The organism is Streptomyces hypolithicus, assembly GCF_052934925.1.
On record NZ_CM128811.1, the window covers coordinates 2336515 to 2348660 of the forward strand.

18 protein-coding genes and 1 pseudogene are annotated in these 12146 nt (G+C 67.3%); 9 read left to right on the plus strand and 10 right to left on the minus strand.

Annotated features, from left to right (window positions below; genetic code table 11):
* Positions 1-32 precede the first annotated feature (32 nt).
* The 6 genes from rpsS to rpsJ are packed head-to-tail and all read right to left on the minus strand — an operon-like array spanning position 33 to position 3154.
* Positions 33-314 carry a 30S ribosomal protein S19 gene (gene rpsS, locus ACU6WZ_RS10820; protein WP_447032948.1) on the minus strand — a complete coding sequence of 94 codons (282 nt, stop codon included), beginning with the start codon at positions 312-314 and terminating at the stop codon, positions 33-35.
* A gap of 12 nt (positions 315-326) precedes the next feature.
* The gene (gene rplB, locus ACU6WZ_RS10825; RefSeq protein WP_214920411.1) at positions 327-1163 is read right to left on the minus strand and encodes a 50S ribosomal protein L2; all 837 of its coding nucleotides are present in this window, start codon (positions 1161-1163) and stop codon (positions 327-329) included.
* 39 nt (positions 1164-1202) lie between these two features.
* The gene (gene rplW / locus ACU6WZ_RS10830; protein WP_447032951.1) at positions 1203-1526 is read right to left on the minus strand and encodes a 50S ribosomal protein L23; all 324 of its coding nucleotides are present in this window, start codon (positions 1524-1526) and stop codon (positions 1203-1205) included.
* Entirely contained in the window at positions 1526-2179 is a 654-nt protein-coding gene (rplD, locus tag ACU6WZ_RS10835; protein ID WP_447032953.1) for a 50S ribosomal protein L4, read from the minus strand. Before rplD ends, rplW begins: the two co-directional genes overlap by 1 nt.
* A 7-nt stretch (positions 2180-2186) precedes the next feature.
* Positions 2187-2831: a 50S ribosomal protein L3 gene (gene rplC / locus ACU6WZ_RS10840; RefSeq protein ID WP_447032955.1), complete on the minus strand. Its 645-nt coding sequence runs from the start codon at positions 2829-2831 to the stop codon at positions 2187-2189.
* A gap of 14 nt (positions 2832-2845) precedes the next feature.
* Complete coding sequence (gene rpsJ / locus ACU6WZ_RS10845) at positions 2846-3154, minus strand: 30S ribosomal protein S10 (RefSeq protein ID WP_003948644.1); 309 nt, start codon at positions 3152-3154, stop codon at positions 2846-2848.
* Between the two features lie 551 nt (positions 3155-3705).
* Here rpsJ and ACU6WZ_RS10850 point away from each other — a divergent pair.
* Genes ACU6WZ_RS10850 through ACU6WZ_RS10860 form a run of 3 tightly spaced genes read left to right on the plus strand, consistent with a single transcriptional unit; the run spans position 3706 to position 5101 of the window.
* Complete coding sequence (locus ACU6WZ_RS10850) at positions 3706-4626, plus strand: hypothetical protein (RefSeq protein ID WP_447032957.1); 921 nt, start codon at positions 3706-3708, stop codon at positions 4624-4626.
* The gene (locus ACU6WZ_RS10855) at positions 4626-4856 is read left to right on the plus strand and encodes a hypothetical protein (RefSeq protein ID WP_447032958.1); all 231 of its coding nucleotides are present in this window, start codon (positions 4626-4628) and stop codon (positions 4854-4856) included. Before ACU6WZ_RS10850 ends, ACU6WZ_RS10855 begins: the two co-directional genes overlap by 1 nt.
* Entirely contained in the window at positions 4856-5101 is a 246-nt protein-coding gene (locus ACU6WZ_RS10860) for a hypothetical protein (protein WP_447032959.1), read from the plus strand. The genes ACU6WZ_RS10855 and ACU6WZ_RS10860 overlap by 1 nt, the downstream gene beginning before the upstream one ends.
* On the opposite strand, the pseudogene ACU6WZ_RS10865 reads toward ACU6WZ_RS10860, so the two are convergent.
* A pseudogene (locus tag ACU6WZ_RS10865) lies at positions 5094-5588 on the minus strand (Scr1 family TA system antitoxin-like transcriptional regulator); the annotation flags it as partial. The gene ACU6WZ_RS10860 and the pseudogene ACU6WZ_RS10865 sit on opposite strands and share 8 nt — an antisense overlap.
* Before the next feature lie 180 nt (positions 5589-5768).
* Here ACU6WZ_RS10865 and ACU6WZ_RS10870 point away from each other — a divergent pair.
* Positions 5769-6362 carry an ATP-binding protein gene (locus ACU6WZ_RS10870; protein WP_447032961.1) on the plus strand — a complete coding sequence of 198 codons (594 nt, stop codon included), beginning with the start codon at positions 5769-5771 and terminating at the stop codon, positions 6360-6362.
* On the opposite strand, the gene ACU6WZ_RS10875 is transcribed toward ACU6WZ_RS10870, so the two are convergent.
* Positions 6304-7647, minus strand: a complete 1344-nt coding sequence (locus ACU6WZ_RS10875) for an IS4 family transposase (RefSeq protein WP_447028847.1) — start codon at positions 7645-7647, stop codon at positions 6304-6306. The genes ACU6WZ_RS10870 and ACU6WZ_RS10875 overlap by 59 nt on opposite strands.
* Positions 7648-7823: 176 nt before the next feature.
* Here ACU6WZ_RS10875 and ACU6WZ_RS10880 point away from each other — a divergent pair, with 176 nt between their 5' ends.
* The 5 genes from ACU6WZ_RS10880 (at position 7824) to ACU6WZ_RS10900 (ending at position 9874) form a co-directional block, all read left to right on the plus strand.
* A complete protein-coding gene (locus tag ACU6WZ_RS10880) occupies positions 7824-8090 on the plus strand; it encodes an IS3 family transposase (RefSeq protein ID WP_447032963.1) in 267 nt (88 codons plus the stop codon).
* Positions 8005-8373, plus strand: a complete 369-nt coding sequence (locus tag ACU6WZ_RS10885; protein ID WP_447032964.1) for a DDE-type integrase/transposase/recombinase — start codon at positions 8005-8007, stop codon at positions 8371-8373. Before ACU6WZ_RS10880 ends, ACU6WZ_RS10885 begins: the two co-directional genes overlap by 86 nt.
* Positions 8262-8543, plus strand: a complete 282-nt coding sequence (locus ACU6WZ_RS10890; RefSeq protein WP_447032965.1) for an integrase core domain-containing protein — start codon at positions 8262-8264, stop codon at positions 8541-8543. The genes ACU6WZ_RS10885 and ACU6WZ_RS10890 overlap by 112 nt, the downstream gene beginning before the upstream one ends.
* A 13-nt stretch (positions 8544-8556) precedes the next feature.
* On the plus strand, positions 8557-8970 hold the full coding sequence (locus tag ACU6WZ_RS10895) for a hypothetical protein (protein ID WP_447032966.1): 414 nt from the start codon (positions 8557-8559) through the stop codon (positions 8968-8970).
* Between the two features lie 571 nt (positions 8971-9541).
* Positions 9542-9874, plus strand: a complete 333-nt coding sequence (locus ACU6WZ_RS10900) for a hypothetical protein (RefSeq protein ID WP_447032967.1) — start codon at positions 9542-9544, stop codon at positions 9872-9874.
* 286 nt (positions 9875-10160) lie between these two features.
* Here the strand turns inward: ACU6WZ_RS10900 and ACU6WZ_RS10905 are convergent, their stop codons facing one another.
* Both ACU6WZ_RS10905 and ACU6WZ_RS10910 read right to left on the minus strand, forming a co-directional pair.
* On the minus strand, positions 10161-10811 hold the full coding sequence (locus ACU6WZ_RS10905; RefSeq protein ID WP_447034347.1) for a hypothetical protein: 651 nt from the start codon (positions 10809-10811) through the stop codon (positions 10161-10163).
* Between the two features lie 485 nt (positions 10812-11296).
* Positions 11297-12097 (minus strand): MBL fold metallo-hydrolase, encoded by an 801-nt coding sequence (locus ACU6WZ_RS10910; RefSeq protein WP_447032968.1) that lies wholly within the window; start codon positions 12095-12097, stop codon positions 11297-11299.
* Positions 12098-12146: the final 49 nt, after the last annotated feature.

Here is a 12146-nt window from a genome sequence, read left to right on the forward strand (position 1 = left end):
TTCGGTGTCGTTCATAGTCATCGCACCCCGCCTTAGCGGCGCTTCGACTTGCGGTCGTCCTTGACGTGGCCGCGGAAGGTGCGGGTCGGCGCAAACTCGCCGAGCTTGTGGCCGACCATCGACTCGGTGACGAACACCGGGACGTGAATCTTGCCGTTGTGCACCGCGATGGTGTGACCCAGCATGCCGGGAATGATCATCGAGCGCCGGGACCAGGTCTTGATGACGTTCTTGGTGCCTGCCTCGTTCTGTACGTCCACCTTCTTGATGAGGTGTCCGTCGACGAAGGGCCCCTTCTTGAGACTGCGCGGCATCTAAACCCGCTCCTAGCGCTTCTTGTTCGACTTGCGGCGGCGGACGATGTACTTGCTCGATGCCTTCTTCGGCGAGCGAGTACGACCTTCCTTCTGACCCCACGGGCTGACCGGGTGACGACCACCGGAAGTCTTGCCCTCGCCACCACCGTGCGGGTGGTCAACGGGGTTCATCGCGACACCACGGACGGTCGGGCGGACGCCCTTCCAGCGCATGCGGCCGGCCTTGCCCCAGTTGATGTTCGACTGCTCGGCGTTGCCGACCTCGCCAATCGTGGCGCGGCAGCGGGCGTCGACCAGCCGGATCTCACCGGACGGCATACGAAGGTGGGCCATCGTGCCCTCCTTCGCCAGCAGCTGCACGGAGGCGCCCGCAGAACGGGCGAACTTCGCGCCGCCGCCGGGCCGCAGCTCGATGGCGTGGATGGTCGTACCGACCGGGATGTTGCGCAGCGCCAGGTTGTTGCCGGGCTTGATGTCGGCCGCGGGGCCGTTCTCAATCCGGTCACCCTGCGTGAGTCCACGCGGTGCGATGATGTAGCGCTTCTCGCCGTCTGCGTAGTGCAGAAGCGCGATGCGCGCGGTGCGGTTCGGGTCGTACTCGATGTGCGCGACCTTGGCCGGCACGCCGTCCTTGTCGTGACGACGGAAGTCGATCACGCGGTAGGCGCGCTTGTGTCCGCCACCCTGGTGGCGAACGGTGATCCGACCGGCGTTGTTACGGCCGCCCTTGCTATGCAGGGGGCGGACCAGCGACTTCTCCGGCGTGGACCGCGTGATCTCGACAAAGTCGGCGACGGAGGAGCCACGGCGGCCCGGCGTCGTCGGCTTGTACTTGCGGATTCCCATTTCTCAGTCCTCGTCCGATTCCGGACGACTCGACCTCCGTCAGGAGGTCGGGCCGCCGAAGATGTCGATACGGTCGCCCTCGGCGAGGGTCACAATGGCGCGCTTCGTGTCGGAGCGCTTGCCGAAGCCGGTCTTGGTGCGCTTGCGCTTGCCCTGCCGGTTGATCGTGTTGACCCCGGTGACCTTGACCGAGAAGACCGCTTCCACGGCCTGCTTGATCTGGGTCTTGTTGGAGCCGGGCGCGACGATGAACGTGTACTTGTTCTCGTCGAGCAGCGCGTAGCTCTTCTCGGACACAACCGGCTTGACGAGAACGTCACGCGGGTCCGTGAAGGTCTTGCTGGTTACGGTCGCCTCAGCCATCAGACGTCGCTCCCTTCGGTCTCATCGGCCTTGTTGGGGCCAGACACGAAGGACTCGAAGGCGGCCTTGGTGAAGACCACGTCGTCGGAGACGAGCACGTCGTACGTGTTCAGCTGGCCCGGCTCCAGGAGGTGCACCTGGGGCAGGTTGCGGGCGGACAGCCACGCGGCCTCGTCCGAACGCTCGGCGACCAGGAGCACGTGCTTGCGCTCGCTGACCTTGCCCAGCAGGGACTTGGCGGCCTTCGTGGATGCCGCACCCTCGACCACGCCGGAGACGACGTGGATGCGAGCGTTGCGGGCCCGGTCGGTGAGGGCACCGCGCAGAGCGGCGGCCTTCATCTTCTTGGGCGTGCGCTGCGAGTAGTCACGCGGCTGCGGGCCGTGTACGACGCCACCGCCGGCGAACTGCGGGGCGCGGGTCGAACCCTGACGGGCGCGGCCGGTGCCCTTCTGGCGGTACGGCTTCCTGCCGCCACCACGGACTTCGCCGCGACGCTTGGTCTTGTGCGTGCCCTGACGGGCAGCAGCCAGCTGTGCGACGACGACCTGGTGGATCAGCGGAATGCTGACCTTGGCGTCGAAGATCTCCGCAGGGAGCTCGACCGTCCCGGTCTTGTCGCCTGCCGGCGAAAGGATGTCAATGGTGCTCATCGGTTCCTCAAACCCCCTTGGCCGCGGTGCGGACCAGGACGAGGCCACCGTTGGGGCCGGGGACGGCGCCCTTGATGAGCAGCAGGCCCTTCTCGGCGTCAACGGCGTGGACGGTCAGGTTCTGGGTGGTGACCCGCTCGTTGCCCATACGACCCGCCATGCGCATGCCCTTGAAGACACGGCCGGGGGTGGCACAGCCACCGATGGAACCAGGCTTGCGGTGCACGCGGTGGGCACCGTGGGACGCCTTACCACCGGCGAAGTTGTGACGCTTCATGACACCGGCGAAGCCCTTGCCCTTGCTCTTGCCCGTGACGTCGACCTTGACGCCGGACTCGAACACCTCGGCAGTGATCTCCTGGCCGAGCGTGTACTCGCTGGCGGCGGAGGTACGGAGCTCCACCAGGTGGCGGCGCGGGGTCACGTCGGCCTTGGCGAAGTGGCCCTTGAGGGGCTTGTTCACCTTGCGAGGGTCGATCTCGCCGAAGGCGATCTGGACCGACTCGTAGCCGTCGGAGTCATTCGTGCGGACCTGGGTCACGACATTAGGCCCGGCCTTGACGACGGTCACCGGGACAATCCGGTTGTTCTCGTCCCAGACCTGGGTCATGCCGAGCTTCTCGCCCAGGATGCCCTTAATCTGCTTAGCCATCTTTCCCGCGCCTCTCAGAGCTTGATCTCGATGTCAACGCCGGCCGGAAGGTCCAGGCGCATCAGCGAGTCAACGGTCTTGGGAGTGGGGTCGAGGATGTCGATGAGGCGCTTGTGCGTGCGCATCTCGAAGTGCTCGCGAGAATCCTTGTACTTGTGCGGCGACTTGATGACGCAGTACACGTTCTTCTCTGTGGGCAGCGGCACCGGGCCTGCGACCGACGCACCAGTGCGAGTCACCGTCTCGACGATCTTCTTCGCCGAAGAGTCGATGACCTCGTGGTCGTAGGCCTTGAGCCGGATGCGGATCTTCTGTCCCGCCATGGCTACCTAGTAGTCCTGTTCTCTCTTAACGCTCTGGGACCCGCGGGCGGCTGGTGTCAGCACGATCCTTCTCCGACCCACGCGGTCGGGTGTGTCGCATCCTCGTCACATAGGAATCCCGAAGGTTTTCCCTGCGACAGGGGATGCGGTCCGCGACCGCAAGCCGGGGGAAGACCGCATCTCACGCTCAATGCGCCCACCGGGTGCCTGGTAGTCAGCCCCGCTCACGCTTCCCGAAAGATTCCCGTACGTCCGCCCCAGCGCTACCCGGAGGGGCAGTTGGAGCGACGAGTACTGTGGGACTTGCTTCCGGTCCTCCCGACGAGAGGCGCGCAGCATCGGCACTCAACCGAGCAACCCCGACAGTCTGCCATACGGGGCACAGCCCGCGCCAATCGGGCGCAAGAGATTACCCCGTGTGTGACGGAGGTCAAACCCGGCACCCGCCGGACGCACGCCGGGGCCCCTTCCGGCGATTGGCCACCACCCGCCCGGGTGAATATGCCCCGGACGCCCTGCAGCTCCCCCACGGTCCCCCTACGGTCCGTCTCATGGTCAGCTCATCCCATGAGGCGATGCACCGCATCTTCCAGGAGGAACCGGGTGTCTTCACCCGCACCTTCCGGGCGCTCGGGCTTCCCTTCGACGACCCGGTCGCCGTCTCCCTGCTCCCGACCGATCTCACCGAGACCAGGCCGCTGGAGCGCCGCCTGGACACCCTGCTGCGCTTCGACACCGCCGACCCGGGAGCCAGCTTCCTCCTGGCGGTGGAAGCCCAGGGCAAAAAGGACCCGGGAAAGCCCGCGAGCTGGGCGTACTACCTGGCCCACCTCTACGCCAAGTACAACGTCCCGCCGGTACTCCTCGTCGTATGCCAGGACAAGAACACCGCGGCCTGGGCCGCCGAACCGGTCGACATCGGCCCTCCCCAGTGGCCGGCCCTGACGATGCGCCCCCTGGTACTCGGCCCCCACAACGTCCCCACCATCACCGACCCCGCCACGGCCATCCGCGACATCCCCCTCGCCACATTCTCCGCGATTACACACGGCAAGGACCCGGACGCCGCTGCCATACTGAAAGCGCTGGCCGCCGCCCTGAAGACCGTGGACGAAGAGACCGCGGGCATCTTCATCGAAATCACCGAACTAGGCCTGGGCACCACCCCGGCTGCTCAGATCTGGAGGAACCTGATGAGCGTCGACCTCTCCTTCTTCCGCTCGGAAACCGCCCAGCGCCTGCGCAGTGAAGGCGAGGCCACGGGCGAGGCCAGGGGCGAGGCCAGGGGTGAGGCCAAGGGCCTGGCCAAGAGCATCGTGGTGCTGCTCACCCAGCGCGGAATCGACGTCCCCGACGACACCCGCGATCGCATCACCACCTGCACCGACCTCGACACCCTCGGCACCTGGTTCACCCGAGCCGTCACCGCCACATCAGCCGAGGAACTCTTCGCCGAGCCCGAGGGCGCCTGATGGCCGTCGACCCCTCCTTCTTCCGCTCGGAAACCGCCCAACGGGTGCGCAGCGAGACACGGGCGGAAGACATCCTGCTGCTACTCGCCCAGCGCGGGATCGAGACCTCGGACACCGACCGCGACCGCATCTCCTCGTGCACCGACCTCGACACGCTTCGCACCTGGCTCACCCGCGCCATCACCGTCAGCTCAACCGAGGCACTCTTCGCCGAGCCCGAGGGAGCCTGATGGCCGTGCCCCTCTGGTTCTTCCGCTCGATGACCGCCGAGCGGCTGCGGGCCGAGGGTCGATGGCACGGCCGGGCGAAGATCCGGCGGGAACGCCTCATGGAGATGCTCGCGTATCGCGGTATCGAACTTTCCGACGAGGCCCGCGAACGCGTTACCGCCTGCACCGACCCATGCCTCCTCAGGACCTGGTTCCTCCGCGCCGTCACCGCAACCTCGGCCGAGGAGCTCTTCGCGGACGAGTAACTAGAGCCTCTTCTTGGACGAACGTCAGCAGAGGAGCCGGCCGCTGCTCGAAGAGCGCCTGCCGGGCCATGCGGGCTGCTACTAAACGTTCAAGCTGATCCTCGCTGCAGGACGGGCGCCGAAGGCCGAACAGGGCGCGGGCGTACTCCTCCGTCTGCAACAAGCCGTGCACAACGGTATTGCCGTATGCGCCAAGCTCTCCAGCCTCACCCTCCAGCTTCGCCAGGTCCCGCACCTTCTTCGGATACCTGGCCTCCTCCACGTCCCTCTTCATCGCGGAGATCTTCCCGCCCGCCCCCAGCGCCTCGTCCGCCCGCTCCAGGTACTCCGGCTTGGGGATGCGCCGGCAGCGTTCCACCGCGGAGACCATCTCCTCGCCGTACCCGATCGCCGCCCCGAACTCGACCTGTCGCAGACCCGCCGCCTCGCGCCACAGCTTGAGCTGGCGGCTGACCGCCTTGATCACCGCACTGGAGTCGTCCTCCAGACCGGTGTCCCAACCGGGGCCGTCCGCCCCGTCCGTCGTGTAGTCCGGTACCGTCGCCGCCCATACCGACACCCACCTCCGCCGCGCCTGCGCGTCCGACGCCCTAGTACGAGCCGGACAGCACCGACGCCCGACCCGGACAGTCACCGTCCGTATGCGCGTCGTCGCTGTTCAGCGTAGATGCGTCACGCCACGCTGAGTGATGTGAATCGAGAAATCACCCAACCCCGCGCCGGAACCCGGCAGTACGCCGTCCAGCTCTCCGCCACCCGCCGGGGCGCCCGGCTCGCCCGACTGCTCGCGACGGAGCAACTGCGGTTCTGGGGACTGCCGTTGGAGGACGCCGCCCAGGTCGTCGCCGAGCTCGCCACGAACGCCACGACGCACGGCCGCGTGCAGGGGCGGGATTTTTGTCTCACCCTCACCGCCACGGCCACCGGCAGGCTCCGCATCGAGGTGACCGACGCGCGCGGCGACCGGCTTCCGACCGTGCGGGAGCCCGGCGACGGAGAGTCGGGGCGCGGGCTGCTACTCGTCGACGCGCTCGCCGAGCGCTGGGGGGTCACGCACGGGCCGCCGCCCCGCAAGACGGTCTGGGCCGAGCTCGGTTTCGTACCGTGGCTCATTCCATGGGGAGTGCCTGGAGGTCCTGGAAACCCACCTCGGCCCGCTCTCCGACAGCACCTACGGTTCAATGCCGGGAAGCTTGGCTTGATCATCTCGTGTGGCTGTCGGGCTCCGCGGTGGTCGGCGGGGTTGTGTCGAGTGGGATGATTTCGATCCCGTATCCGGTGATTTTTGTGCTGCGGCTGGCCGGCCCGGCGGGTTTCGAGGGGAAGATGGAGCTGGGGCGTTTCACGGTCCGGGGGCAGACCCGCAGGCGTCGCTCGGCCGATCGCAGGTTCGCCAGCAGCGACGTGGTCATCTCGGCGAGGTGGGTGCCGATCCGCGCCGTGGTGCGGATCACGGTGTCCCGGGCGACGGTCAGGGCGACAGTGAAGGAGAGCCGGTCGGCATCGAGCCCGTGGCCGGCGGCGGTGGAACTGATCGTGCGGCGGATCGCCTGGTGGGTGACGAGATACGCCCAGATCTCCTGGTTGACCAGCGCGGGTGTCTTCGATCTCAGGACGGCGCGTGCCCCGCGCTGAGTGATCTTCAAGTCCCGGAATTCGAGCTCGGATTCCCACCGCTGGGAATACAGTGCGGCCAGTTCACCGGCGGGGAAGGCCGCAGGGTCGAGCAAGGTGGTGATGAGCCGGTAGGGCTCATGGCGTCGTGACCCGTCGGCGGCCTCGATGACGACCACCATCTCGATCACCCGGATCCGTACCGACCGGGGCCGCCCCGCCAGGGCTTTCGTGATGTTCTTGTGCGCGTGCCGGGTCGCGAGCCAGGAGCCGTCGGGCAGGACCTCGTCGGGGACCAGCCGCACCGCCGCCGAGATCCGCCACAACAGATCCGCCCCGCCGGCGGCGGCATCGACCCACAGCAGCCAGCCCGGGAATCCCCGGTCGGCCAGGACCAGCATCCCGGGGCGCATCCGGTCCAGCAGGCGCCGTGTCAGGTCCTGCTCACAGACCCGGCGGATGTCGAACGCCACCCCGAGCAGCGCCCGGGTCCCGCACTCGATCAGCGCGACCAGGCGGACCTGGGGGAACGCGGCGATCCGCCGCTGATTGCGGGTCCGGCCGAACACCGCGTTCACCGCGGTGTCGGCGACCTCGAGAAACGTGCCGTCCACCGAGGCCAGCCGAAGCCCCCGCCAGAACACCCCCGGCATCGCGACCGTGCCGACCGGCCCGGCGATCCGCTCGAACAGTAACCGGAACGGCTCCGGGCCCAGCGTGACGCGGCGCTGCCGCAGCGCCGAGGAGGAGACCAGCTGGCCCCGCGCGGCCAGCCGCGCCGTCCCACCGGCCAGCTTCGACAGCACCGACCGGTAGCCGTCTCTCGGGAACAGCGTCAACGCGAGCACGAAGAACACACACGTCACCGCGCAGAGTTTGCCGTCACTACGCCGGTCCCCGCGGCCGGAAGCCGCCAGCACATCCGTGACCATCCGCCGTGTCACAACCTGGCGCAACACACCCAGCTGCCCCGTCTGTCCCGCGCTCGCACGCGACGACCCCTCTATGCCAGACTCCCCAGACAACGAAGCTCCTGTTCCGAACAAGTCGATCGTGGTAGATCGCTCGTTCTACAGGAGCTTCGCTGCATCCAGCGCCCGCACACGAGATGATCAAGCCAAGCTTCCCGGCATTGACCTACGGTTACCGGCGCATCCACGCCCAGCTGCACCGCTGGGGCATCACCGCAGGCCTGGAGCTGGTCCGTCGCCTCATGCGTGAACTGGGCCTTGAGCCCTGCCAGCCGAAGCCGAGACGTTTCGGCCTCACCCAGGGCACACCCGGGTCCGGTGCCGGACCTCGTCGGCCGCAACTTCACCGCCCAAGCGCCCGGGGAAAAGCTTGTCGGAGATATTACCTACATACCGACAGGTGAGGGCTGGCTATATCTTGCTACGGTTATCGACTGCTGTACCAAGGAAGTCATCGGCTACGCGATGGACGACCATTACCAGACCCCTTTGATATCCCGGGCCATCCACAACGCGGCGCGTAACAGGAAGCTGGCCAAGGGGGCGATCTCCACTCCGATCGCGGAAGCAACTACATGTCACACGAATTCGGGACGACACTGGACCGGTACGGCCTATGCAGATCCGCCGACCGTACCGGGATCTGCTTCGACAACGCCATGGCCGAATCGTTCTTCGGGACCCTGAAGAACGAACGCGTCTCCCGGGTCACGTACTTGACTCGCGAGGCCGCCCGCCAGGACATCACCCGGTACATCGAATTCTGGTACAACCACAAACGCCTTCACTCGACCGTGGGCAACCGTCCGCCGCGCGAAGTCCACGCCGAGTATCAGAAGTTGCGATTCGCCGCGTGAGATAAACGGCCAGATGCCTGTCCGGAAAACGCGAGGCCCCTCAGACCCGGCGGAGGAGCTCGCCCACCTGCTGCACGAAGCCATCGAAACGGAAAGAAGCGACGGACCCTCGCTTCCGGGCCCCGATGAGCTGCCGCTCACTGAAAGCGCCGGCGTTCCTCTCGCGGGTCTGTCCGAGATCACCGCCGAGCTCGCGCCTCTGCGCCCCGCCCCCTCCCGGCGCCGCCGCGCGGCGCGGAAGAAGAGACGCGCGACGGGGGTCCTGCGGACGGCGAGTTTCTTCCTCGCCGCGCTCGCCGCTGTCGTGGTGTCCATGGTGTGCGTCTTCGGCGGCATGGTCGCCTACGACCCCCTGCGCCACCTCGCCAAGTACCGCACATCCGCAGGCGCGGTCGGGTGGTGGCCGCTGCTGGCGTACGGGCCGTGAACGGTCGCCTCACTGTCGATCCTGCGCGCCGCCCTTTACCGGCGCCGCGCAGCCCACTCCTGGGCCATCGTGCTGCTGTTCTCGACCTTTTCTATGCTCCTGCGCGTAGCTCAGGCACCGCGCACTCCCGTTGACGCGGCGACTGCTGCGCTTCCCTCGCTGGCCGCCCTGGCCTGCTTCCAGCAGCTGGTCCGGCAAATCACCCTCACCCGACCGCCTCGCCAGGCCAACCCCCGCCACCGCGACCGCAAGGCACCGCCCCCGCGCCCACCGCATCACACCCGCACCGCGCCCTGACCAGCTCGGCTGCGGACTGCCTCAGGGCCGATGGGCCGCAATTCCCGAATGGCACGGAAATCAGACGTACTGGCCACGTATTGAACATGGAGACGGCCCCGCACCGAGGTCTCGGGCGACCCCATCCAGTCACGGCCGCGGCCGCCCGGCCCTCCGAAGGAGGGTGACACATCGGCGTGTTGTGCTCAAAATGGCGCAAACATGGCTTAGCTTCGAGCTTGTACGGGTTCCACCCATCACTGATCACGTCGATTCTGACGGAAGTGGAGATGTTGTGCGCAAGCTTCGCAACGCCGCCCTGGTAGCTGCCATGCTCGGGAGTTTCAGCATGCTTGGGGCCGGTGTCGCCACGGCCGCCGACTCCTACGGCGACCGGGACGGCAAGGGCAAGGACACCAACGTGGTCGAGTGCGAGCAGCGGTCCCGTGTCGGCGATGACACGTTCCAGCTCGGCCTCGTCAACCTCGCGACCGGGCCCATCACCCTCCTCGGCAGCGGCCCGGCGACCGCGGTCTCGGTCCAGCAGATCTGCAGTGGCGAGGACACCCTGGCCAGGAATGGTGCCGTCGCCGAGACGGGACCGGGACTTGACCTCGGCCTTCTCTAACGACGCGAGACGCCTACCGGCGCTCGCCGACGAGCGAGAAACGGGCGTACCCGTTGAGCTCGGCCGGCTTGGGCAGCAGCGTGAACAACTGCTGTACGCCCCCCTGGGGGCCATGATGTCTAGGCCGTGGTTGCTTAAATCGCACAAGGGCGCTTTCCGGTCCTGTCGCAATTAGTTCACGCAAGACGCTCGGCTGGTGACTGCCAGCCGAGCGTCTTGCGTGAACGGCTGTTGTGTACGGCCGCGCCAGCGCCCAGGCGCTCCCGGGCGAGAGCGGCATAACTGGTTACACCGGCTGCCGCAGCAGGCCGCCGCCATAGGTCCAGGTCGCGAGCGCGCTCGGGCCGATCACCAGGCACCGCTGCCGGCCGCCTGCGTGAACAAGCTCTGCCAGGCCCACTGCAACAGCTGGCGACGGCAAAGGCTCCGACGAGGTGGCCAGTTCACGTTCGACGAGTGGCTCGACGCATACAGCGTCGGGCCGTTCCCCTCCCCGCCTGAATGCGTGGCGGGCGGATGCTGGAACCGGTGCATGCACAAGCGGTCTCGCATTTGCACCTACCACCAGCGCCGCTGGCTTGAGGCTGGCCACAAAGGGGACCGCCGACACTCCTGACCTCCGCCGCCGCCGGGCGGCGGAGGAGCCGCCAGTGCTGACCGCGGCCCAGCTCTCAAGGGACTCCGTGGTGAGCGCGATCAGCTTCGAGCCGCCATGCGGCACCAGCTCGACCGGATCGGCAACCGAAAGCTGACCGAACGGATCACCGAACTCACCGGAGCCAACAGGAACCTCGAACGCGAACTGGCCCAGCTCCGACCCTTCGCCGATCACGTCCAGGAACTTGAACGAGATCTGGCCGTAGCCCGCACGAGCCTGCGTCAGATGATTCGAGACCGCAATCAGCAGAAGCCGACCTGAAAGCAGACCGCCCGCCATCGGTTGACCTATACGTTGACGGCCCTGACCTCACGTCCCTCGCCCGTCCAACTGTCCTGTCGCAATGAATGTTGAGCGTTCTCACTGAACCTTGTTGACCGGCAGGTTCGTCTCATCGAAGTTTGAGCGGCGAATGTGGCTGGTGTCCGGTCTCAGCCGGGTTGGCGGAGTCTCAGCTGTCACAGCCGGTGCCTGGCGGATTCCCGGGGTGCATGGCTACCGTCGCCCGTTTTTACCCTTCGATATGGATTGGGTCTCATCTGATCTGGCGTGTCTCATCCGAAGCGTTCCCGGTCCGAGGCCGGCGTCGTCAGGACTGTTGCCAGGACCCTGGCCGGGGCTGTCGACAGCGTTCCGTGCGCCACGGTCACGGCGCCGCCACCAACCTGGTTGATGACCGGGCGGTGGCATTGCGTCGGGGTATCCGCCACCGCCACTTTCCTCCTCGTTGTCGGGGACGCAACGGCACTCTTGGGAACGGATGATCAGACCGTGTCCTGGGCGCGGGTGGTGATCCGGCCGGCTGCTTCGAGTCGGGACAGGCGGTTGAGCTCTCGGTCGGCCCAGCGTCGGACCCGGTCGGGTTCCAGCGGGGCGCCGTGGCCGACGTGGAGTCTGGTGGGGTTGAGGGCGAGCATTTCGCGGAGGCTGGTGAGGTTGCGCTGCGGGTCGTCGTGGAAGGGCGGATTGGCCGGCTTGCCGGGGATGAGGCCCATGAAGGAGTTGGCCACCAGGTCGCCGGCGACGAGGTCTCCGTCGTCGGTGAGGACGGAGATCGATCCGGCGGTGTGTCCGGGGGTGGGCATGATGCGGGCTGCGAGCCCGAAGTCCTCCAGGGCAGTCTCGCCGCGGATCAGGATATCGGGTTCGAGGGGTTCGGCCTGGGCGTGCAGGTCTTTACTCCTGTCCATGAGGCGGCCCATCGGGCCGGTGGGCAGGTACGGTTCGCGGACCCGGCCGGTGCGGTACGGCCCGAGGTCGGCGACGTGGCCGGCGACGGGCGCGCCGGTGAGGCGGTGCAGTTCGGCGGCGGAGCCGAAGTGGTCGATGTGCCCGTGGGTGATGACGATCAGTGAGACGTCGCGGGGGTCCACGCCGTGCTCGGTGATCCGGTCGTAGATCTTCTGGCCGCTGCCGGGTGTCCCGGCGTCGACGATCACGGGCCGTCGGCCCAGGATCAGGTAGGCGTTGATGCCCGTTCGGCCCATGACCGGAATGGGGATGACCTTCGTACGGGACATGGCGTCCTCCGTGGGGTGATGGGCGGCTGCTGCCGGTGTGGGCATGCCGGGGATCCGCCGGGCTACCGGTGGATGGTGTGCGGGCGGGTCGGGA

What these genes read in the sequence shown, in the direction of transcription:
- rplB (WP_214920411.1), bottom strand. Translation starts at nt 1,163, where the DNA reads ATGGGAATCCGCAAGTACAAGCCGACGACGCCGGGCCGCCGTGGCTCC.
- ACU6WZ_RS10910 (WP_447032968.1), bottom strand. Translation starts at nt 12,097, where the DNA reads ATGCCCACACCGGCAGCAGCCGCCCATCACCCCACGGAGGACGCCATG.
- rpsS (WP_447032948.1), bottom strand. Translation starts at nt 314, where the DNA reads ATGCCGCGCAGTCTCAAGAAGGGGCCCTTCGTCGACGGACACCTCATC.
- rplW (WP_447032951.1), bottom strand. Translation starts at nt 1,526, where the DNA reads ATGGCTGAGGCGACCGTAACCAGCAAGACCTTCACGGACCCGCGTGAC.
- ACU6WZ_RS10890 (WP_447032965.1), top strand. Translation starts at nt 8,262, where the DNA reads ATGTCACACGAATTCGGGACGACACTGGACCGGTACGGCCTATGCAGA.
- rpsJ (WP_003948644.1), bottom strand. Translation starts at nt 3,154, where the DNA reads ATGGCGGGACAGAAGATCCGCATCCGGCTCAAGGCCTACGACCACGAG.
- ACU6WZ_RS10850 (WP_447032957.1), top strand. Translation starts at nt 3,706, where the DNA reads ATGGTCAGCTCATCCCATGAGGCGATGCACCGCATCTTCCAGGAGGAA.
- rplC (WP_447032955.1), bottom strand. Translation starts at nt 2,831, where the DNA reads ATGGCTAAGCAGATTAAGGGCATCCTGGGCGAGAAGCTCGGCATGACC.
- ACU6WZ_RS10855 (WP_447032958.1), top strand. Translation starts at nt 4,626, where the DNA reads ATGGCCGTCGACCCCTCCTTCTTCCGCTCGGAAACCGCCCAACGGGTG.
- ACU6WZ_RS10870 (WP_447032961.1), top strand. Translation starts at nt 5,769, where the DNA reads ATGCGTCACGCCACGCTGAGTGATGTGAATCGAGAAATCACCCAACCC.
- rplD (WP_447032953.1), bottom strand. Translation starts at nt 2,179, where the DNA reads ATGAGCACCATTGACATCCTTTCGCCGGCAGGCGACAAGACCGGGACG.
- ACU6WZ_RS10905 (WP_447034347.1), bottom strand. Translation starts at nt 10,811, where the DNA reads ATGGCGGGCGGTCTGCTTTCAGGTCGGCTTCTGCTGATTGCGGTCTCG.
- ACU6WZ_RS10860 (WP_447032959.1), top strand. Translation starts at nt 4,856, where the DNA reads ATGGCCGTGCCCCTCTGGTTCTTCCGCTCGATGACCGCCGAGCGGCTG.
- ACU6WZ_RS10895 (WP_447032966.1), top strand. Translation starts at nt 8,557, where the DNA reads ATGCCTGTCCGGAAAACGCGAGGCCCCTCAGACCCGGCGGAGGAGCTC.
- ACU6WZ_RS10875 (WP_447028847.1), bottom strand. Translation starts at nt 7,647, where the DNA reads ATGGTCACGGATGTGCTGGCGGCTTCCGGCCGCGGGGACCGGCGTAGT.
- ACU6WZ_RS10880 (WP_447032963.1), top strand. Translation starts at nt 7,824, where the DNA reads ATGATCAAGCCAAGCTTCCCGGCATTGACCTACGGTTACCGGCGCATC.